The sequence below is a fragment of the Micromonospora sp. DT178 genome (assembly GCF_049841695.1).
Classification (GTDB): Bacteria; Actinomycetota; Actinomycetes; order Mycobacteriales; family Micromonosporaceae; genus Micromonospora.
In genome coordinates this window covers 98,654-118,670 of sequence record NZ_JBNCKV010000010.1, presented here as the reverse complement: position 1 = coordinate 118,670, position 20,017 = coordinate 98,654, and the positions used below count along the sequence as shown (strand labels likewise).

At 73.6% G+C, this 20,017-nt stretch carries 16 protein-coding genes and 1 pseudogene; 7 read left to right on the top strand and 10 right to left on the bottom strand.

All coding sequences use genetic code 11. From position 1 onward, the window contains the following. Positions 1-33: 33 nt before the first annotated feature. A complete protein-coding gene (locus ACLQ22_RS20030) occupies positions 34-801 on the bottom strand; it encodes a TetR/AcrR family transcriptional regulator (RefSeq protein ID WP_425693637.1) in 768 nt (255 codons plus the stop codon). A 109-nt stretch (positions 802-910) separates the two neighbouring features. Between ACLQ22_RS20030 and ACLQ22_RS20025 the strand changes: the two genes are divergently transcribed. After that, the gene (locus tag ACLQ22_RS20025) at positions 911-2,194 is read left to right on the top strand and encodes a DUF418 domain-containing protein (protein WP_425693636.1); all 1,284 of its coding nucleotides are present in this window, start codon (positions 911-913) and stop codon (positions 2,192-2,194) included. Here the strand turns inward: ACLQ22_RS20025 and ACLQ22_RS20020 are convergent. Beyond that, positions 2,170-2,385 (bottom strand): annotated as a pseudogene (locus ACLQ22_RS20020) (phosphatase); the annotation flags it as partial. The gene ACLQ22_RS20025 and the pseudogene ACLQ22_RS20020 overlap by 25 nt on opposite strands. A gap of 226 nt (positions 2,386-2,611) precedes the next feature. Between ACLQ22_RS20020 and ACLQ22_RS20015 the strand changes: the two are divergent. Further along, the gene (locus ACLQ22_RS20015; protein WP_425693768.1) at positions 2,612-3,106 is read left to right on the top strand and encodes a sigma-70 family RNA polymerase sigma factor; all 495 of its coding nucleotides are present in this window, start codon (positions 2,612-2,614) and stop codon (positions 3,104-3,106) included. Beyond that, complete coding sequence (locus tag ACLQ22_RS20010) at positions 3,103-3,795, top strand: anti-sigma factor family protein (RefSeq protein WP_425693635.1); 693 nt, start codon at positions 3,103-3,105, stop codon at positions 3,793-3,795. The genes ACLQ22_RS20015 and ACLQ22_RS20010 overlap by 4 nt, the downstream gene beginning before the upstream one ends. Before the next feature lie 10 nt (positions 3,796-3,805). On the opposite strand, the gene rarD is transcribed toward ACLQ22_RS20010, so the two are convergent. The 4 genes from rarD to eccE all read right to left on the bottom strand — a co-directional run bounded on the left by rarD (position 3,806) and on the right by eccE (position 7,756). After that, a complete protein-coding gene (rarD, locus tag ACLQ22_RS20005) occupies positions 3,806-4,735 on the bottom strand; it encodes an EamA family transporter RarD (protein WP_425693634.1) in 930 nt (309 codons plus the stop codon). Continuing rightward, the gene (locus ACLQ22_RS20000) at positions 4,732-5,232 is read right to left on the bottom strand and encodes a GNAT family N-acetyltransferase (protein ID WP_425693633.1); all 501 of its coding nucleotides are present in this window, start codon (positions 5,230-5,232) and stop codon (positions 4,732-4,734) included. The genes rarD and ACLQ22_RS20000 overlap by 4 nt, the downstream gene beginning before the upstream one ends. A 126-nt stretch (positions 5,233-5,358) precedes the next feature. Then, positions 5,359-5,745 (bottom strand): phage holin family protein, encoded by a 387-nt coding sequence (locus tag ACLQ22_RS19995; protein WP_121397067.1) that lies wholly within the window; start codon positions 5,743-5,745, stop codon positions 5,359-5,361. Between the two features lie 58 nt (positions 5,746-5,803). Then, positions 5,804-7,756, bottom strand: coding sequence for a type VII secretion protein EccE (eccE, locus tag ACLQ22_RS19990; protein WP_425693632.1), 1,953 nt, complete (start codon positions 7,754-7,756; stop codon positions 5,804-5,806). A 202-nt stretch (positions 7,757-7,958) separates the two neighbouring features. Between eccE and ACLQ22_RS19985 the strand changes: the two genes are divergently transcribed. Both ACLQ22_RS19985 and ACLQ22_RS19980 read left to right on the top strand, forming a co-directional pair. Continuing rightward, complete coding sequence (locus tag ACLQ22_RS19985; protein ID WP_121399122.1) at positions 7,959-8,279, top strand: WXG100 family type VII secretion target; 321 nt, start codon at positions 7,959-7,961, stop codon at positions 8,277-8,279. A 26-nt stretch (positions 8,280-8,305) separates the two neighbouring features. Continuing rightward, positions 8,306-8,599, top strand: a complete 294-nt coding sequence (locus tag ACLQ22_RS19980) for a WXG100 family type VII secretion target (RefSeq protein ID WP_121397065.1) — start codon at positions 8,306-8,308, stop codon at positions 8,597-8,599. A gap of 123 nt (positions 8,600-8,722) precedes the next feature. On the opposite strand, the gene mycP is transcribed toward ACLQ22_RS19980, so the two are convergent. Next, complete coding sequence (gene mycP / locus ACLQ22_RS19975; RefSeq protein WP_425693631.1) at positions 8,723-10,003, bottom strand: type VII secretion-associated serine protease mycosin; 1,281 nt, start codon at positions 10,001-10,003, stop codon at positions 8,723-8,725. Between the two features lie 152 nt (positions 10,004-10,155). Between mycP and ACLQ22_RS19970 the strand changes: the two genes are divergently transcribed. Both ACLQ22_RS19970 and ACLQ22_RS19965 read left to right on the top strand, forming a co-directional pair. Continuing rightward, the gene (locus ACLQ22_RS19970; RefSeq protein WP_425693630.1) at positions 10,156-13,269 is read left to right on the top strand and encodes an SseB family protein; all 3,114 of its coding nucleotides are present in this window, start codon (positions 10,156-10,158) and stop codon (positions 13,267-13,269) included. Further along, positions 13,266-13,631 (top strand): hypothetical protein, encoded by a 366-nt coding sequence (locus ACLQ22_RS19965; RefSeq protein WP_121397063.1) that lies wholly within the window; start codon positions 13,266-13,268, stop codon positions 13,629-13,631. The genes ACLQ22_RS19970 and ACLQ22_RS19965 overlap by 4 nt, the downstream gene beginning before the upstream one ends. Before the next feature lies 1 nt (position 13,632). Here ACLQ22_RS19965 and ACLQ22_RS19960 read toward each other — a convergent pair whose 3' ends face one another. The 3 genes from ACLQ22_RS19960 to ACLQ22_RS19950 form a co-directional block, all read right to left on the bottom strand. Next, positions 13,633-14,565 carry an alpha/beta fold hydrolase gene (locus ACLQ22_RS19960; protein ID WP_425693629.1) on the bottom strand — a complete coding sequence of 311 codons (933 nt, stop codon included), beginning with the start codon at positions 14,563-14,565 and terminating at the stop codon, positions 13,633-13,635. A gap of 139 nt (positions 14,566-14,704) precedes the next feature. Continuing rightward, positions 14,705-17,101, bottom strand: coding sequence for an immune inhibitor A domain-containing protein (locus ACLQ22_RS19955; protein WP_425693767.1), 2,397 nt, complete (start codon positions 17,099-17,101; stop codon positions 14,705-14,707). 319 nt (positions 17,102-17,420) lie between these two features. Next, on the bottom strand, positions 17,421-19,727 hold the full coding sequence (locus tag ACLQ22_RS19950) for an immune inhibitor A domain-containing protein (RefSeq protein WP_425693628.1): 2,307 nt from the start codon (positions 19,725-19,727) through the stop codon (positions 17,421-17,423). Between the last annotated feature and the right edge of the window lie 290 nt (positions 19,728-20,017).

Here is a 20,017-nt window from a genome sequence, read left to right as displayed (position 1 = left end):
CTCGCGCCGACAGCGAGGAGACCGCCATCTCACCTACCCGATCCCCGGGGCGCCCCCGGCCGGGCCCTGCCGCGCGACGAGCGCCTGGATGCCGTCGAGGAGCAGGTCGAGCCCGAAGGTGAAGTCGGCGTCGTCGATCCATTGCTCGGCGGCGCCGAACGCGTTCGCGCGCAGGGCGGCGGCCAGCTCCGGGTAGCCGTCCGGGTCGACGACCTGGGCGAGGACGTGGCCGTAGTCGGCTAGCCCGGAGATCGAGCCGTCCTCGGCGGCGCCGGCCGCGCTGTTGAGAGCGTGGGCCAGGGACGCCTGCCGGGTGGCGTAGCCGGTCAGGGTGGTCACGATGTTGAGCCGCTCGCCGTGACCGAGCCCGGTGCCGGCGAGCGCGGCGAGCGCGCGGTCGAGCCACCGCAGCGCCCGTGGTCCGGCGGGCGGGGTGTGCTGGCCGAGCGCCAGCAGCCAGGGCCGGGCGAGCAGGAAGTCCCGGTGGGCCCGGGTCCAGTCGGTCAGGTAGTCGCGCCACGGCTGTCCGTCGAGGACGGGTGGCTCGGGTGCGGCAGCGTCCGCCATCACGATCAACAGCTCGTCCTTGCTGCCGACGTAGCGGTACAGGGACATCGTCGCCACCCTGACTTCACCTGCGACGCTGCTCATCTTCACCCCCTCCAGGCCCTCGCGGTCGGCGATCCGGATCGCGGCGTCGACGATCCGGCCCAGGTCGAGGCTGGGTCGAGGGCCGTGCCGAGGGATTGCCTCGCGGCCCCACATGCGGGCCACCACGGGGGGCAGCGGCTGTTGCGCCACGTCGAAATCTCCTCGTCCTCCGCCCGGGGGTCTTGTGCTCACTCTAGATCTCGATAACTCTGTATGACGTACTCTGTATCTTATACGCAGAACACGAAGAGGGTGGATTGTGACTACACAGGGTTCGGCGCGGCGGGTGTTCGACGTCGACGCGGTCCGGGGATTCGCACTGTTCGGGATATTCGTCGTCAACGTCACCTTCATGGCCTCCGGCTATCCGGGGAACCTGGTGACCGACCCCGACTTCGACTCGGGGCTCGACCACGCCGTGCGCGTGCTCTCCGCCGTGTTCGTCGACATGAAGTTCTACGTGCTCTTCTCGTTCCTCTTCGGGTACAGCTTCACGCTCCAGATGGCGGCGGCAAGCCGGGCCGGCGCGGCCTTCTCGGCGCGCATGCTCCGCCGGATCGCCGGGCTCCTCGTCATCGGCGCCCTGCACACCGTCTTCCTCTACGGCGGTGACGTGCTCGTCACGTACGCGGTGGCGTGCCTGGTGCTGCTCCTGCTGCGCGACGTGCGGGACCGCACGGCGATCCGGATCGCGGTGGCCCTCTACGCCCTCGTGGTGCTCAGCGGGGTCGCCGGCGCACTGTTCGTGGACCGCTCGGCGTTCCTGCCCGGGGAGGCCGAGGCGCTGGCCAACGGTGCGGAGGCGACGCGGGCGTTGCTCGGCGGCTGGGGGGCCGTCATCGAGGGGCACCTCGCCGGCCTGCCGCTGCTGCTCGTCCAGGCGGCGTCCATGCAGGGCCCGACCGCGCTGGGCATGTTCCTGGTCGGCATGGTTGCCGGGCGCCGGCAGTGGCTGGCCCGGGTCACCGGCGGCGAGCCGGTGCTGCGCCGGATCCAGTGGGTCGGTTTCCCGATCGGGCTGCTCGGCTCGGTCGTGTACACCGCCAGCGGCGGCAACGACAACTCCCTCGGGGTCGCGGCGAGCGTCGCGACGGCGCCGATGCTGGCCGCCGCGTACGTGGCGACGCTACTGCGGATCATGCACAACCCGCGCACGGCGGCGGTCCGGGCCGCGCTCGCACCGGCCGGCCGGATGGCCCTCACCAACTACCTGGGCCAGTCGGTGGCCGGCCTGGTCGCCTTCACCGGCATCGGCTTCGGGCTCGCCGGCACGTTCTCCCCGCTGGCGCTCGTCGCCTTCGCCCTGGCGGTGTTCGCGGTCCAGTTGGTCGTGAGCGCGCTCTGGCTGCGCCGGTTCCGCTACGGCCCGGTCGAGTGGGCGCTGCGGTGGCTCACGAACGCCCGCCGGCCGGCCTTCCTCGTCCCGCCCGCCGACCAGCGGCCGGCCGGCCGGACCGGACCGCCGCACGCCGGTCCCGCCGGCACTGGGGCCGGATCGGGCGCGGACGAGCCGTCCGTCGCCGTGCTCCGCCAGCACGGCTGACCCGCGCTGTCGCCGGCCGGCTCGAACTTCGTGGCCAGCGCCGTGACCCGCCGGTTGTACGGCCGCCGGCCCTTGGTGACCGGCCGCCACTGCCCGGTGCCGTCGACCCGCTCCAGCTTCACCACGGACATGCCGTGCGCGGCCATCGCGATCCGCAGCTGCTCGGCGCTCAGCGCGTCCTGGTTGGTGAAGCGTTGTCGGACGTGTTGGGCACGGGGTGGTCGCACGCGTTGCCGCACCGGCGCGGTGAGCGACCGTCGGCGACGGTGTGAACCGGGCGTGAACACCTCGGCCAGGGGTGCCACGGTGACCTGCGGCTGAACCGTTCGGGGCGGCGGCACGTATTCCCGGGCGAACGCCACCGCCGGACTCGCGCCGACAGCGAGGAGACCCGCCATCAGCGACCACGACGCCCACCTGCTCCGCGCGCTGCACGACGAGCACGCCGAGGCGCTGTACGCGCACGCCCTGCGGCTGGTCAACGGCGACCGGCAGCGGGCCGAGGACCTGGTGCAGGAGACGCTGCTGCGGGCCTGGCGGCACCCGGAGTCGCTCGACCCGACGCGCGGCTCGGTCCGGTCCTGGCTCTTCACCACCGCCCGCAACCTGGCCATCGACGCCTGGCGGCGCCGCTCCGCCCGGGTCGGCGAGGTCTACACCGACGAGCTGCCCGAGCCCTCCGAGGCCGTGGACGAGGCGGAACGCGCGGTGGAGGCGTGGACCGTCGCCGAGGCGCTGAACCGGCTCAGCCCCACCCACCGGGAGGTGCTGGTCGAGTGCTTCTACCAGGGACGGTCGGTGGCGGAGGCGGCCTCCCGGCTGGGCGTACCGCCCGGCACGGTCAAGTCCCGGACCCACTACGCCCTGCGCTCACTACGGTTGGTCCTGGCCGAGATGGGGGTGACGGAATGACCCGGTGCGAGTTCGCGCACGACGACGGCGCGTACGTGCTGGGTGCGCTGGCCCCCGCCGACCGGGTGGCCTACGAGCGGCACCTCGCCGGCTGCGCCGCCTGCCGGCAGGCGGTCGCCGAGATCGCCGTCCTGCCCGGGCTGCTCGGCCGGCTCGACCCGGCCGGGCTGGAGCAGTTCCTGCCGCCGCCGGAGGACCCCAGGGTGCCCGAACTGCTCGCCGCCGCGCGGGAGCGCCGCCGCCGGGAGCGGTCGGCCACCCGCCGCCGGTACGCCCTCACCGCGCTCGCGGCCGCCGCGCTGGCCCTGGTCGTCGGCGCCGGCACCGCCGTCCTGCTGCCCCGGGAGGCGGCCGGCCCGACCCCGGTCGAGGTGCGGATGGTCGCCATGCAGCCGGTCGCCGGGACGGTGCCGGTGCACGCCGAGATCGCCCTCAACGGCACCGAATGGGGCACAGAGGTGAAGATGCGCTGCGGGTACGACGCGAAGGCCGGCTACGCCAAGGCGTACACCTTCCGGCTGGTGGCGCACGGCCCGGGCGGCGCGACGGAGCAGGTCGGGTCCTGGCTCGCCGCGCCCGGCGACGACCTGCGGATCACCGGCGCGACCCGGTTCACCGACGCGGAGCTGGTCCGGCTGGAGCTGCTGCGCGCCGACGGCACCCCCGTCCTCGTCTACGACGTCCGCTGACCCGCGCCGGTCAGCGGGGCGCGGCGGCGGCCTCGGCCCGGCGGGCGGCGAGGGTCGCGGTGCGGGTCCGACGGGAGTGGCGCACGGCGTCGACGGTGAAGACGATCAGCGCGGCCCAGACCAGGGCGAAGCCGGCGAGCCGGACCGGCGGCATCGGCTCGTGGAAGATCAGCACCCCGCAGCCGAGCTGGAGGATCGGGGCGAGGTACTGGATCATGCCGAGACCGGTGAGCGGAAGCCGGTTCGCCGCCCCGGCGAAGAGCAGCAGCGGGATCGCGGTCGCCGCCCCGGCCGACACCAGCAGCAGGGTGTGCCCGACCGACACCTGCCCGAACGTGCCGTCGCCGGCGGCGGTGAGCCAACCCAGGTACGCCAGCGCGGGCAGCGCCAGCACCGCCGACTCGACGAAGAGCCCCTCGGCGGCGGGCAGCCCGAGCTGCTTCTTGGCCAGGCCGTACCCGGCGAAGCTGAAACCCAGGACCAGCGCCAGGTACGGCAGCCGGCCGTAGTCGACGGTCAGCACGGCCACCGCCAGCCCGCCGATGCCGAGCGCCACCCACTGCGTGGGCCGCAGCCGCTCGCGCAGCACGGTGACGCCCAGCAGCACCACCACCAGCGGGTTGATGAAGTAGCCGAGGGCCGTCTCCACCACCCGGTCGGAGTTCACGCCGTAGATGTAGGTGCCCCAGTTCACCGCGATCAGCGCGGCGGCGACGCCGATGCCGGCCAGCGCCCGGGGCCGGCGCAGCAGCGCCCGCAGGAAGCCGACGTTGCGCATCGCCGCCAGCAGCAGGGCGACGAACACCACCGACCAGACGATGCGGTGGGCCAGGATCTCGATCGACCCGGCCGGCCGCAGCAGCCGCAGGTAGAGCGGGAAGAACCCCCAGAGCAGGTACGCGACGAAGCCGTAGAGGTAGCCGAGGCGGAGTGGCGTCACGCCTCCACCGTAAGGGCCGGGTGGCCGCCGGGTTCCTTGCCGGTGACCGGGCTCACCGGCTGGTTGCGCTGGTCGAGCTGCATCCAGCGGTGCGGATCGGTCATCGGGGCGAACCCGACCTTGGCGTACACCGCGTGGGCGTCGGCGGTGGCCAGCAGGATCCGGCGTACGCCCAGGGCGGCGAGGTGGTCGCGGACCGCCCCGGCCAGCCAGGTGCCCAGCCCCCGGCCGCGCTCGCCGGGGTCGACGTAGACGTCGCAGAGCCAGGCGAAGGTGGCCCGGTCGGTGACCACCCGGGCGACCGCGACCTGGCGGCCGTCCCCCGGGCGGTAGACGCCGAACGGCACCGACCCGGCGAACGCCCGCGCCACCGTCTCCCGGTCCCGCCCGATCGCCCAGTACGCGTCCGTGGAGAGCCAGTGGTGCACCAGGCCCAGGTCGATCCGGTCCGGGTCGGTGCTGAGCAGGTAGCCGTCGTCGCGGGTCAGGGTGAACATGCCCGCGACGCTAACCCGGCCGCCCGGCCCGATCAGTGGCCAATTCCCGCCCTCTGGTCGCGGCCCGCCCGCCTGGTTCGCGGCCCGCCCGCCTGGTTCGCGGCCCGCACACCTGGTCGGTCCGGGTCAGTCCCGGTCCAGGGCGGCCCCGAGGATCCAGGTGACGATGCCGACGAAGAGCGCGCCGAGCACCGCCTCCGGCCAGAAGCCGTCGACGTGGAAGGGCAGCCCGGCCTGGTCGGCGATCCAGCTCGTGAGCAGGAACAGCAGCCCGTTGACCACCAGCGCGATCAACCCGAGGGTCAGCAGGTAGAAGCCGCAGCCGACGGTCTTGATGATCGGCTGGAGCACCGCGTTGACCACGCCGAAGATCACCGCGACGAGGACCAGCGTGACGACCGCCTCGCCGGCGGACGCCGAGTCCAGCGTGATGCCCGGGATGAGCAGCGTGGCCAGCCAGAAGGCGAGCGCCGTGCTGCCCAGGCGGATCAACAGCCCTTTGAGGAAACCCATGGCCGGGATCGTGCCACGGACGGACAACGTGCGGAAGGCGCGCGACCGTCGCCTGTGCTCAGCGGCGGGACGGGCGGCCGACCAGCTGCGACTCGATCGGGGTGGGGGAGAGCAGCGCCCAGCGCAGCGCCCGGCGGTTGACCACCGCGACCATGTCGTCCCGGATCCGGGTCAGCCACTCCGCCGACCCGCCGAGCCCCAGCGCGGCGCCCGCCACGGCGGCCTCGGCCGGGTCGAGCGGTTGCAGCACGGCCAGGTCGGCGCGGCCCAACGCGTCGGCGTCGGCGGGGGTCAGCTCGTCGCGCACCAGCAGCGTGGTCCGCCACGGGGAACCCGGCTCCGTCTCGGCGGGCGCCGAGACGGCGTCGACCACCACCAGCAGCGGGCGCAGCGGCGAGCCCGGCTCGCCCACCGGACGGCCCGGCGGCACCACCGGGATCATCGCGCCGGGGGTGCCGACGCCCCGGACGAACGGCTCCCACCCGCGCGGGCGGGCGGTCTGCACCACCACCCGGGCCCCGAGCGCCATCGCCCGCACCGCCACCAGCTGCGCCGCGCGTATCCCGCCGACCAGCATCACCCGGGTGCTCTCCGGCCGGAACAGCCGGACGGTCACCGCGCCGCCGTGCCGGTTCGTGCCGACCATCAGCCCCGCCTCGCCGAGGGTCAGCTCCAGGCCGTCGGGCGCCGGACCCGGACCCGCCGTGCCCGCCGCCGCGAGCGGCAGCGTGCCGGCCAACCCGTCGAGCTGCGCGCCGTCGAGCCGGTGCACCTCGCCGCCCACCTCGGCCACCAGCCGGCGCAGCGCCTGCGCCGCGACCGAGAGCTCCGCCGGGGTGGCGGCGGCCAGTCGTACGGCCAGCCCGGTCGGCGCCGACGCGGGGTCGGCACCGGCCCACGGCCCGACGCCGAGCGAGACGGTGGTCGCCGTCGCGGGCAGCGCGAGCAGCCGGGTCACCAGCCGCCGGCCGGCGTCGGTACGCGGGTCGGGCCAGCGGCGCAGCCGGAACGTGGTCTGTAGCAGGTCGCCCGCCCGGACGGCCTGCCAGGACTCCTGCGCGGGACGGTCGTCGTGGTGGGCCAGCTCCGCCAACACCCGCAGCGTCGCGTGCTCGCCCAGCGGGCGGGCGGTGACGGGCCCGACCCGGCGTGCGATCCGGCGCACCGTTCCCGAGAGTGCCCGCCGCAGCTCCTCCGCCGTCCAGCCCTCGACGCGCAGCACCCGCACGGCGAGCACGGCCCGTTCCCGGCCGGCGAGCCGCCCGTCGGTCAGCTGCCGGTACGAGGTGGCGACGGCGCCGCCACCCGCGCCCACGGTCGGCGCCGGTGAGCCCGTCAGCAGGAGCTGGAGCCGCACCGGGGGGCCGTCCGGCGCGGCGGCCGACAGCAGCGACGCCGGGACGGGCAGCGCGCGGGGAGCGTCGCCGAGCAGGTCGGCCGGGTCGCCGACCTCCAGCACGGCCACCATGCCGGCGGCGTCGTCCAGCACGGCGGCCGGCGTGCCGGCCAGCTCGGCGGGGCGCACGACCGCGCCCGGGTCGACCAGGTCCAGCAGGGCCGCCGGGCCGGCGGCCGGAGGCAGGGCCCGGCGGCGGGTGGCGTAGCCCAGGCCCGTGGTGAGCCACTCGAAGAGCCACCGCCCCCGCAGCCGCACCCAGGCCAGGGGCAGCAGCAGCGCGGCCACCCCCACGGCGGCCAACGTCGGCAGCACGCCCCGGCCGGCGGCCGCGACCACGGCGGCCACCGCCACCTGCGTGGCGACGACCTGACCGGCCCGGAGACCGGCGCCCCTCCGCCGGGCGGCCGGGTGCCGCGACGGCGACAGGGCGACCGGGGGTGCGGGTGCGCCGGCCACGGTGCCGATCGGGCCGGCCGGGCGGGCCGACCCGGGCGGTGCCGGTACGAGGGCCGCGGCGGACGGGCCGGGATCGTGGCCCGGGGCCGGCCGGTGCGGGCCCGCGCCGGTGGTCACCGTCACCGCGCCTCCTCGACCGGTCACTCGCCGCGACATCGACGCCGCCCATCGTAAGGGGCGCGCCCGGCGCAGTGGGGGCCGCGGTCGTCCACAGGAGATGGCTGCGGGGTAGCAGAAACACGACCGGACCGCTACCGTCAGCGACGAGTTTCGCTGACCCCCGCGCCCGCCGTGTTCGACCTCCGGGCGGCGCGAGCCGACGGCCAGCCACGATCGATGAGACGAGGTGACGTCCCGGGTGTCCCAGACCCAGGCAGAAGCAGCGGTGATGCAGCAGACCGCCGCGAAGTTCGAGCAGGTCGACCAGTCCCTGCAGTCCATGCTGAGCAGCCTGATGGCCGAGTTGGAGGTGTTGCAGCAGGCCTGGCGCGGTGCCGGCGGGCGCTCGTTCGAGCAGGTCAAGCAGCAGTGGGCACAGGACCAGGCGGCGCTGCAGCGGGCCCTGCGGGAGACCGCCGGCGCCGTCCGCAGGGCCGGCCAGCAGTACGACGTCTCGGACACCGAGGCCGCCAGCCGGGTGTCCACCACCAACCGCGGCGGCATCCAGCTGCCGCTCTGACCCGGTCTCGGGGGAGGAGACATCCGATGGACCACGGTGTACTGGTCGTCAACTTCGCCGCCCTGCAACAGGCGAGCGCGGACATCCAGAAGGCGCTGAACGCGCTCGACTCGCAGCTCGGGCAGCTCGAACGGGACGCCGCCCCGCTCGTGGCGAGCTGGTCCGGCGAGGCCCGCCAGGCCTACGAGCAGCGGCAGGGCCGGTGGCGTTCGGCCTCGCAGGACCTCCAGGCCATGCTGCGCGACATCAAGCTCGCGGTGGACGACTCCGCCACCGACTACCTCGACACGGAGAAGAAGAACGTCGGCCTGTTCCAGTGAGCCCCGCCCGGTGGTGGCGTCGACCGTGAGGCGGTCGGCGCCACCATCGGCCGTTCCGGGCGCTGACCAGCAGGTCGTCGAGGTGGCGGCGGTCGGCCGGTCCGCTGTCGACCGTCGGCCGGGTCAGGCGGGGTCGGCCGGCCGCCAGCGGCGCCGGGCCCCGCGCGGCACCACGAGCGCCAGCAGCGCCGCCAGTGCCACCGCCGTTCCGCTGGCCCCCGCCACCAGCAGCGCCCGGTCCCGGGCCGCCGCCCGGCGGGCCCGCTGCGCCAGCACCGCCGGTTCGGGCCGGCCGTCCGCGAGCGCGCTGACCCGCCGCGCCCGCTCCGGCGTCCCGCTTCCGGTCTCGGTGACCGCCCGGTACGGGTTCAGCACCCCCGCGCCGTACCCGCCACCCCGACCGTCGCCCGGGGCGGGATCGGCGGTCGCCACGATCCGCTGCGCCACCTGCGCCGCAGTCAGCTCCGGCCGGTACTGGCGCAGCAACGCGGCGGTGGCCGTCACGAAGGGCGCCGCGTAGCTGGTGCCCTCGGCCCGGTGGTGGCCCTCGCCGGGGGCGGCCATCAGCACGTCGCTGCCCGGGGCGACCAGGTCGACGTACGAGCCGGTCTGGGAGAACGGCGCCCGTGCCCCGTCCGCCCCGATCGCGCCCACCCCGAGCACCCCGTCGTACGCGGCCGGGTAGGGCCGGGGATCACCGGCGTCGTGCAGGTTCCCGGCGGCGGCCACCACGACCACGTCCCGGTCGACCGCGTAGCCGATCGCGGCCCGCACCGCCGGGTCGTCCGCGTACAGGACGACGGAGAGGTTGAGCACGTCGGCGTCGTGGTCGACCGCCCAGCGGACGGCGCGGGCGAAGTCGCCGGCGCTGACCGTGCGCCCCGACTCCCGGCCCTCGACCACCTGCTGCTCGCTGACCCGTACCGGCAGGATCCGGGCACCCGGGGCCAGCCCACGGAACGCCGTACCGTCGCGGGGGCCGGCGGCGATGATGCTCGCCACACCGGTGCCGTGGCCGGCGCAGTCCCGGCTGCCGTCGCCGCCCGGGTCGAGCAGGTCGGTGCCGTCGAGCACCCGGCCGGTCAACTGCGGGTGCCGCCGGTCGACCCCCGAGTCGATCACCGCCACCGTCACCCCGGCGCCGGTGGCGAGCGGTGCCAGCCGCTCGGGGGCGTACCGCTGCTGGGGCCAGGGGCGCGCGGACACCGGCCGGACCGGGGCGAGGGGCGAGGCGCAGCCGGGGGCCGCGCGGGCGACGGTCGGCGCGGACGCGGACCAGCCGGCCGGCACCGGGCCGGGGGTGGGCCCGGCCGGGCGGCCGGCGATCGCGGGGGCGGCCGGGACGGCGGTCAGCAACGCCGTCGTCAGGGCGGCGAGGAGCGGGCGCGAGGGGGACCGGGACATCGACCGCCTCCGTATCGTGTCGACTCCGGAACGGGATGTTAGCGCCTCCGGCGGCACCGGGCGGACCGCTGCCGGCCAGCGATTGTGATCTTGCTTCTACCTTGTAGGTTGTACGCGATACCTATGGCCTGTTCGCGGGAGGAGGGGTGGCCGTGACCGAGTGGGAGCCGGCCACCGACGCCGAAGCGGCGATGCGGGACGCGCTGCGCGCCAACGACCAACAGCTCTACTTCCGCGTCCTGGCCCGGAGCGAACTGCTGCTGCCGGTCTCCGCCGAGGCGCTCGCGGGGACGGCGCCGGTGGGCTGGGGCACCTGGACCACCGGCGGCCGAACCCACGTGTTGGCGTTCACCTCTGGAGCGGCGGTGCGCGCCTGTCTCGGCGAGCACGGCGGCGCCGTCCGGCGTGTCTCGTACGCCGATCTGTCCGACGGCTGGCCCAACCACGAGTGGTGGCTGGCGGTGAATCCCGGGCTGCCCATCGAGGGCTACCTGCCGGCCTGGTTCGTGGCCCAGCTCTCCCGGGGCGACGTCCGGCTGCCCGGCCGCACCATGGGCGCGCGGGCCCGGCTGGAACGCGTGGAGACGGCCGCCCGGGCGCGGGCCCAGGCCGCCGGCCAGGACGCGCCGGGCGGGCCGGAGACCGGGCCGACCACCCGTGTGGCCCGGCCCGACGGCACGCTCCGGCCCGAGCCCACGGCCGCGTCGGCCACGGGCCGGATCCCCGCACCCGCCCGACCCGGCGCGGCCCATCCGCCCGTCGCGCCCACGTTCCCGGCGGAGCACCCGGACCCGCGGCGCGGCGATCCGACGGCCGGCGGACCCGCCCGGTTCGACGCCGTGGCGGCCCCCGACCGGCTCCCGCCGCCGCGCCCCGCGCCGCTCACCGAGCGCCCGAGGGGCCTGCCGACGCCCGACGCCCACCCCTCGCCGTCGACCAACGGTCGCCCGGCGGGGGAGGCCCCGGAGCGGCCGAACCGGTCGTTCTTCGAGCCGGCCTCCGGTCGCGCGGCCGCCTACCGGCAGGAGGCGCTGCGCTCGGGCGAGCGGGCGGCTCCGCCGTCCCGCCTCGCACCCGGCAGCCAGCCGTTCCCCCGCCGCCGGCCGCTCGGAGAGCCGGTACCGGAGGAGCCGACCCGCCCGATCCCGAGCGCCCCGACCGAAGCGGAACCGACCCACGCCTTCACGGCGCCGGCCGCCGAGCCGACCCGGGCCTTCACAGTGCCGACCGCGGAACCGACCCACGCCTTCACGGTGCCCGCCGGCGAGCCGACCCGGGCCTTCACGGTGCCCGGGGGCGAGGCCACGCAGGTGTTGCCGCCGCGCGGGCCCGACGAGGACGCCACCCGGGATCTCCGGGCCCCCGCCCCGGGGGCCGGGCCGCCACCACCGGCGTACGGCGAGCGCCGAGCGGAGCCGGCCGAGGACGTCACCCAGGCGCTGCCCCGCCGGCAGCCCACCCCGGAACCGGTCGGGCCCGAGCCGGTCGCGGAGGCGGAGCCGGTGTCCGGGCCGCCCGCCCCCCGGCGCGGCTTCACGCCGATCGTCATCGAGGGCACCGTCATCGAGTCGCGGGACCTCACCGGACCGCCCGTCGCCGAGCCGGCCCCGCCCGCCGAGGAGACCGTCTCGCTGTTCGAGCCGGTCCGGCGCCGCCGGGAACCGGTGACGGCCGCCACCGCCGACCCCGCACCGACCGCGCCCGCCCACCCGTCGTCGCCCGCCGACACCGTGCGGTCCGCCGCCCCGTCGTGGTCCGGCGACGCCACCGCGTCTCTGGATCCGACCGTGTCTCTCGATCGGACGCAGCCGGTCGTGTCGTCGGGCGATGCGACCGTGTCCCTGGATCCGACGGTGTCCCTGGATCGGACGCAGCCGGTCGTGTCGTCGGGTGACGCGACGGTGTCCCTGGATCCGACGGTGTCCCTGGATCCGACGGTGTCCCTGGACCGGACGCAGCCGGTCGTGTCGTCGGGCGACGCGACCGTGTCTCTGGACCCGACCGTGTCCCTCGATCCCGAGCCGCCTGCCGACGCGGCGTGGCCCGGGGACCCGACCGTGTCCCTCGGATCCGGGCCGCCCGCCGGCGCGTGGTCCGGGGATCCGACGGTGCCGACCAGCGTCGCCGCGTCCGCACCGGGGACGGACGGGGCCGCCCGGCAGGGGGCCGCGACCGACGCCGGCGGTCCCGGCGTCGGACCGGCGGAGGACCCAGGTCAGCCGGTCGCCGACGAGCCGGTGACCGCGCCCCTGACCGGGGCCGGGAACGTGGCGCCGGGCGCCGGTCCCGGGCCGGTCGACTTCGCGCCGGCCAACGAGGTCGAGGAGAACCTGCTCGACGCCGCCGGCGCCGGCAGCACCGACACGTTCCTGTCCACCCTGCTGCTGGCCCGCGTGCTGTTGCCGGTGGCGGCCGACTCCGCGCCGGGCAGCCGGCCCGGCGAGCCCGGCTTCGTCTGGCGTACGGAGGAACTCGACGGCGAGACGTTCGTCGTGGTGCACACCTCGCCGGAACGGCTCGCCGACCACACCGACGCGACGGTCGAGACCATCGAGGTGAAGTTCGTCCAGTTGATCCGCCGCTGGCCGGACGAGTCCTGGTCGTTCGCGGTCAACCCGGGCACCCCGGTCGGGGCGAAGCTGCCCGGTGAGCAGATCGTCGGGCTGGCCAACTGGGCGGCGGAGGTGGGACTCGGCGACGACACCGGGGCCGAGGCCGAGCCGGCCGCCGCCGAGGAACCGGTCAGCCGCCCCCGCTACGCCCCGCCCGCACCCGACCCGGCGCGCCCGATCGTGATGCAGAAGGCGGTCGCCCCCAGCCAGCTCGCGTACTACCTGGAGCGGGGCTACGACCGGGTCTCCGGCTTCGTGCACCGGGCCGGCGAGCTGGCCCACCTCACCACCCCGGCCCAGCTGCACGACGCGCTCGGCCTGGGCTACCCGGACTCCCCCTTCGCCCGGGACGCCGGCGAGATCTACGTGCTGCGGTGGCCCGCGCACCGGCCGAGCCTCTACCGGATCCCGTACGGCGGGCAGAACGAGGCCGCCATGCGGGCCATGGAGGGCTGGGTCATCGAGCGCCCGCCGTTCCGGGGCAACGGGTTCGCGCCGGGCGAGAGCAGCGACGTGGTGGCGGAGTTCAAGGTGGACAGCGCCCGGCTGCCGCACGGCGCGCAGCTGTGGCGGATCGGCGCGGACGGCACCGAACGGGTGGTCGCCATCCTCGACACGGACGCGCTGCGGTGGCGACAGGTCGGTGAGCAGTGACGCGCGACGGTTACGTGGCCCGCTGGCAGGGCCGGGAATACCAGGCGAGCCCGGACGGCGACGACGTCCGGCTCTACCAGCCGGAGCCGGGCGAGGGTTTCGAGGAGATCCGCCCCGGCCGGTACGTCCGGGTGCTGCCGGCCACCGAGATCGACGACCTGGCGTACGTGCGGACCGTCTGCACCTGGCAGGGGCAGCCGTTCATCGTCCTCGGCGAGCACGACGGCTGGCTGCGGGTGGAGTACACGGGCGGACGCTGGCCGGTGGCCCGGGCGATGGGGCTGGAGGTCTTCGACTTCGGCGTCTACCAGGGCTGGGCGCCCGCCGCCGAGGTCGCCGACCTGCGCGAGCAGCGGGTCTGAGTCAGGATTTCGCCCAGCGCAGGACCTCGCCCAGCACCAGGTCGCCGGCCTCCACGTGCGGGAAGTGCCCGATGTTCTCCAGGAGCCGCCACTCGTAGGGCGCCACCACGTACCGGCCGGAGCCCTGGGCGGTACGCGGCAGGGAGGCCTCGTCCAGCGCGCCGTGCAGCTGGAGGGTCGGCGTGATGAGCGGCTTCTGCATCAGCCGGACGAAGCGGTAGCCGTGCAGCCGGAGCACCGAGCGGAACGCCCAGCGGTAGCCCTCCAGGGCGCAGAACGCCGCCTGCGGGATGCGCATGGCCTCCCGGCACCGCTGGGCGTACGCCTCGAAGCCCGGCCCCTCGACCCAGCGCGGCCCGCCCCAGCGGCGCAGCATCTCCTCAACGGCCGCCGCGTCGTCGCGGGTCAGCACGTGCTCGTAGCGGGGCATCTGGAACTTCAGGGTGGGCGTGGCGGCGGCGAACTGCCCGCGCGGGTCGGCGAAGATGGCGGCCCGGAGCCGCAGGGGGTGCGGAGCGCCGAGCACCACCAGCCGACGGACCAGGGACGGGTGGAACGAGGCCACCGTCCACGCGATCATGCCGCCGACGCCGGTGCCCACCACCGTGGCGGAGCGCTCGCCGAGGGCCCGGATCAGCCCGGCGACGTCGGCCGCGAGGGTGTAGCCGTCGTACCCCCGGGGCGGCTTGTCGCTGGCGCCGTAGCCGCGCAGGTCGACCGCCACGGCCCGGAAGCCGGCGTCGGCGATCGCCGGCAGCATCTCGTGCCAGGCCCACCAGTGCTCGGGGAAGCCGTGCAGGAAGAGCACCATCGGTCCGGTGCCGGCCTCCACCACGTGGAAGCGGCTGCCGTTGGCGCCGACGAACCGGTGCGTCCACGGCCCCTCGGTGAGGACGCAGGACTCGTCGACGGGCCCGCCGCGCTGCTCGGTCATGGCAGACAGCCTAGGACCCCGACGCCGGTCGCCCCCGACGCCGACCCCACCGGTGGCGGGGACCGCCCGGGAAAGGGCGATGCCCGGGCAGGTGACCTGCCCGGGCATCGCGTGGTGCGGGTGGTGCGTGATCAGTGGCTCAGGAGATACGGATCTTGGTGTAGACGCCGTCCTTCTCCAGGACCTTGATCTTGGTGCCGGTGGCCGGGAGCTTGACGCCGTGGTTCGGCAGCTCCGGGAACCAGTACTGCTGGGTGTCGTCGAACAGCGGCTGCGCGGCCTGGCCACGGATGTACTGCGGCTGGCTGTTGAGGTGCAGCGTGAACGAGTCGGCCTTCTTCAGGCTGAACGGCGCGTCGTAGACCTGGACGCGGGCCCGCCAGGGCTGGCCGGTCAGGTTGTAGATCGGCCGCGGGTGCGCGTCGATGATCAGGTTGCGACCCTCACCCGGGTGCACGAACGTGTCGTTGTCCGCCCACCGGGTGTTCCAGTAGGAGATCAGCAGACCCTCCTGGTACGCGTAGTGGTCCACGTAGTCCGGGCGGGTGTTCGAGTAGCCGAAGAAGTACGGGCCGGTCTTCAGGTACTTGTCGTACGAGATGTACTGCCGGGTGCCCGCGATGTAGTAGTTGTCGTACGCCTTGGTGTAGCTCTTCTCGGCGGTCTCGAAGCCACCGGCCAGCGTCCAGCCCGCGGCGCCGGTCTCGGCGCCGTCGGAGAGGACGGTCTGGCCGTCGGCCGTCACGGTGATCGCGTCACCGTAGAAGCCACCCTCGGAGACGCCGCCGTCGGTCTGGTAGCGCAGCCGGAACTGCGCGACCTTGCCCGCCGCCACGTCCATGGGGATGTTGACGTCGACCCACTCGCCGCCGCTGCTGCCGTCCAGCGCGTAGCGGCCGGCCGAGATCTCCTTCAGCGGCTGGCCGTTGGCCGTGCCGGGCAGGGTCACCCAGGACTGGCCGCCGTCCAGCGACGCCTCGAAGAACAGGTAGTCGTAGTCGGCCTCGATGTTGTAGCGGCCCTTCATCGACAGGGCCGCCGACGACTTCCCGGTGAAGTCCAGGGTCCGGGTCATCGTGCTGTTGAGGTCGTCCGCGTTGCCGGAGAAGAACTGCTTGGTGCCCTCGAAGGGCGCGCCGTGCTCGAACGTGTAGTCACGCTTCGGGAGCACCACGACGACGGCCTGCGCCTCGTCGCTGTTGTACTCCTGCGGGCCGAGGGTCATGGTCCGCTTCTGCCCCGCGACGACCACCTCGTAGTCGAGCCAGCCGAGCTGGAGCTTGTTCCACGCGCCGAGGTCGCCGCCACGGTCGCCGATGCCGGCGTCGTTCTTGGCGCCGAGCCGGCTCTGGGCCATCAGGGTCCAGTGCTCGTTGTTGTTGTCCCCACCACTGGTGACGTTGTAGTCGTCCGGCAGACCGAGGTCGTGGCCGTACTCGTGGTAGAAGACGCTCCGACCGCCGTTCTCCGGCTGGATGGTGTAGTCGCCGATCCAGATGCCGGTGTTGCCGATCTGGGTGCCGCCGGCCGGGTTGCTGACCGGGCCGGTCGAGCCCTGGTCGGACGCGAAGGCGTACCAGCGGTGGCTCCAGATGGCGTCCTCGCCCTGGTACGGGTCACCGTCGGCCTCGTCGCCACCGGAGTGGACGATCTGGAAGTGGTCGATGTAGCCGTCCGGCTCGTTGAAGTTGGCGTCGCCGTCGTGGTCGTACCGGTCCCACTGGTCCATCGCCGACAGGTCGGCGGCGATCTGGGCGTCGGTGCGGCCGGCGGCCTTCTGGTCGGCGACCCACTGGTTGGCGGCGTCGCGGACCAGCGCCCAGGTGTTGGTGCAGACGTTCGAGGCGCACGGGTAACCGCCGGAGCGGCCGTAGCGGGCCTCGTTGTACTTCACCTTCACCCAGTCGGTGACCTTGCCGTCGACGCTGTAGCGACCCGAGGACTGGGCCTCGTAGTACTGCTTCACCGACTCGTCACCGGGGTTGGTGCCGAAGTAGAGCTTGCGGTAGTAGTCGGCGTTGTAGTCCGCCTGCCACACCGTGGAGTTGTCCACCGCCCGGTTGGGCTGCGGGATCTCGTTGTGCAGCGGCCCGTCGAACCGGGTCGGACCCGCGGTGTCCGGGTCGGTGTCCTGGTCCGGGTAGCTCGGGTGCCGCTCGTTGCCGAACTCGGCGAGGATGACGAAGATGCGGTCCGTCTTCTCCCGGGAGAGCTCGACGTACTGGTCCTCAGTCTGGGTGGCGGCGTTGGCCCGGGTCGAGCGGGCGGCAGCCCCCTCGGCCTGGGTCTTGCCGACCTTGACGACCGTGCTGCCGTTGACCTTCTGCGGCTTGGCCCGGCCGGAGAGGACGTCGCTCAGGCCCTCCTGGCGCAGGGCGCGACGCTTGTCCTCCAGCGGGTTCGGCAGGTCGTGGTCGACATGGGCTGGCTCGGCGACCGACGGAGCGGCCGTCGGCAACTTCGGCTGCGGCGCGGCGGTGGCGGACGAACCGAACGCCAGTCCTGTCGCCGTCAGCGAAAGCCCGAGCAGACCCACTGCGACTTTGCGCACGTGGTACCTCCGGTTTGAGGGAACCGGCCCAACGGGGGTACGGGCCGGTGTGCCGGTCCCACTAGTGGGACCAATGGTGAACATAGACACTCGTGTGACCGGTGGGAAGATGCGTGCGTCGATTTGTTGCAAACTTTTGTTGGGAACGCTTTTCACCGTCACATCCCGGCCGTTCATCGACACCGTGAGCAGCGCGGACGGTCACCCCGGAGGAGAAAGAGACGGTTTTCGATAGGAGTGATCGCGTACGCGAAAAGTGGGGCCGATGGCGTCACCGCCACCGGCCCCACGCTTGCCCCGATCGTCAGTTACTGACCTTGACGACCATGTCGTCGGTCGGGTTGGTGCCCTGCTGAAGGATCTCGATCCGGGTGCCGGAACCGGCCACCTTCACCGAGTTCCAGGGGTTGCCGGCCGTCCAGTACTTGTTCGCCCCGGTGTCGGAGAAGACCGGCTGCGGGGCGAGCGCCGGAAGCGTGACCGGGACACCGTTGAGGTGGAAGGTCTGCGCCGGCTTGGCGTACAGGCTGAACGTGGCGTCGAAGCCGTTGCGCCGGTTGGTGATGGTGCCCTGGCCGTCGACGGTGATCTTGTTCGGTCGGACGTCCACCGGGAGGTTCAGGCCGTAGCCCGGGTGCTCCGAGGTGTTGTTGTCGCCGTACGCGTAGTTCACGTACCAGACCAGCATGCCCGGGTGGTTCGAGAACCGCTCCACCCAGTTCGGGCGGGTGTTGTTGAACCCGTAGTTGTACCCGCCGGTCCGCAGGGTGTCGTCGTAGCCGACGTAGGACCGGTTCTCCGCGATGTAGAAGCGGGGGTACGAGTCGGTCACCGCGCCGGTCATCCGGGTGAAGCCCTTGGCGGTCCACTCGGCGGCCAGCGTCTCGGCGTCGTCGGTCCAGGCGACGGCGCCGCCCTTGACCAGCGACACGTTGTCCAGGAACGCGCCGGCGAGGTGCACCCCGCCGTCGGTCTGGTAGCGGTAACGGAACTGCACGGTCTGCCCGGCGTACGCGGACAGGTCGTAGGCCAGGTCCACCCAGGCGCCGCTGGTCGAGCCGTCGACCCCGGTCTCACCGGCGTCGACCGACGAGTTGCCCAGCGCGGTCCAGGTGGCACCGCCGTCGGTCGACACCTCGGCGTAGAGGTAGTCGTAGTCCTCTTCGATGTCGTACCAGGCCTTCGCGGTGATCGACGCGGACGTCGTACCGGTCAGGTCCAGCTGACGGGTCAGCGTGGTGTTGAGTTCGTCCGCGCTGCCGCCCCACCATTCGTACGACCCGCCGAACGGCGTGTTGTAGCTGGTGGTCTGGGTCTGCGCCGGCAGGTTGACCACGACCGCCTGGGCCTTCGGCCCGTCGCTGTCGCCGGCCGGGCCGAGCGTGACCCGGGTGGTGCCGCTGTTCTCCTCGACCACCGAGTAGTTCAGCCAGCCCAGGTAGAGCTTCGACCACGGGTCCATGTAACCCGGGGTCGACCCGATGTCGTCCTTGCCGCGGCTCAGCCACGAACCGGAGGACATCAGGCTCCAGAAGCCCACGCCGTTGTCGCCGCCGGCGGTGTCGTAGAGGTCCGGCAGGCCGAGGTCGTGGCCGTACTCGTGGGCGAACACGCCCAGGCCGCCGTTCTCCGGCTCCGTGGTGTAGTCACGGATCCACATGCCGGTGTCACCGATCTGGACACCGCCGGCCTTGTTCGCGCCCGGACCGGCGGTGCCGGCCAGGTTCGGGAACGCCGCCCACCGGTGCGACCAGATGGCGTCCTCGCCCTGGGCGCCGCCGCCGGCCTCCTCGCCCTCGCCCGCGTGCACCGCCTGGAAGTGGTCGACGTAGCCGTCGGGCTCGTTGAAGTCGCCGTCGCCGTCGAAGTCGTACCGGTCCCAGATGTCGAACTGGGCCAGGTACTGCTTGATCTGCTCCGGCGTCTTACCGGCCGCCACCTGGGACTGGTACCAGGCGGTGGCGGTGTCCTTGACGAAGTTCCAGTACCCGTCGGACTCGGGGATGGCGTTGCTGCCGTAGCGGGCCTCGTTGAACGGAACCTTGACCCACTCGCTGACGTCGCCGTTGACGGTGTAGCGCCCGCCGGACTGCTTGTAGTAGAAGTCCCGCATCGACTCGCCAGGACCGAACATCATGTCCTGGTAGTGCGCCCGGTTGAAGTCCGGCCGCCACAGGGTGCTGTTGTCGTCGGTCGAGTTGCCGTCCCAGTTGCGGTCCGGCTCGGCGATCTGGTTGCGCGCCGGGCCGGCAGCTCCACCGGCCCGGGGGTCGGTCTGGTCGCCGAACTCGACCAGTATCGTGAAGATGGGGTCGGTCTTCGGTGCCTGCCGGTACTCGACGAACAGGTCGTCCTTGACCTGGATGACCTTCGAGCCGTTGCGCGTCTGAAGCTTCGCCTTGCCCGAGAGCAGGTCGGCGATGGCCTTCTTCCGGAGCTCCCGCTGCTGATCCGACTTCGGATCGGGGAGGTTGTCCCTGCCGTGCTTCGCCTTGTCGGAACCGGGGGCCGGGTCCGCGGCCGGTGCGCCGGAGGCCGGCGCCGACACGACTCCCGCCGCCAGCAGCGCGGCCGCGGCCGAGGCCAGACCGGCTGTGACTCGTCTCCTCAAAGGTCCTCCTCCTTTGTGGATCTGTTACATGACAGGCGTGGCCGAGGCGACGGCTGTCATGTGATGCGTTACTCACCCTGGCAGAGGGGATACGCGCTTGTCACGGGTCAAATGCCGAATGAGGACGCGCCTTGCGGCTTGCATATGCGCATAAATGCCGACCAAAAGGTGCGTCCAACGAAATCTGGTTCACGTTACGTTTCGGCCACGATCACTCTGTGTGGCCGGGGTTATGAGGTCCCCTTCGGGGAGCGCTGGAGGCCCGGAATTCGTCACGGGCACCGATGGAC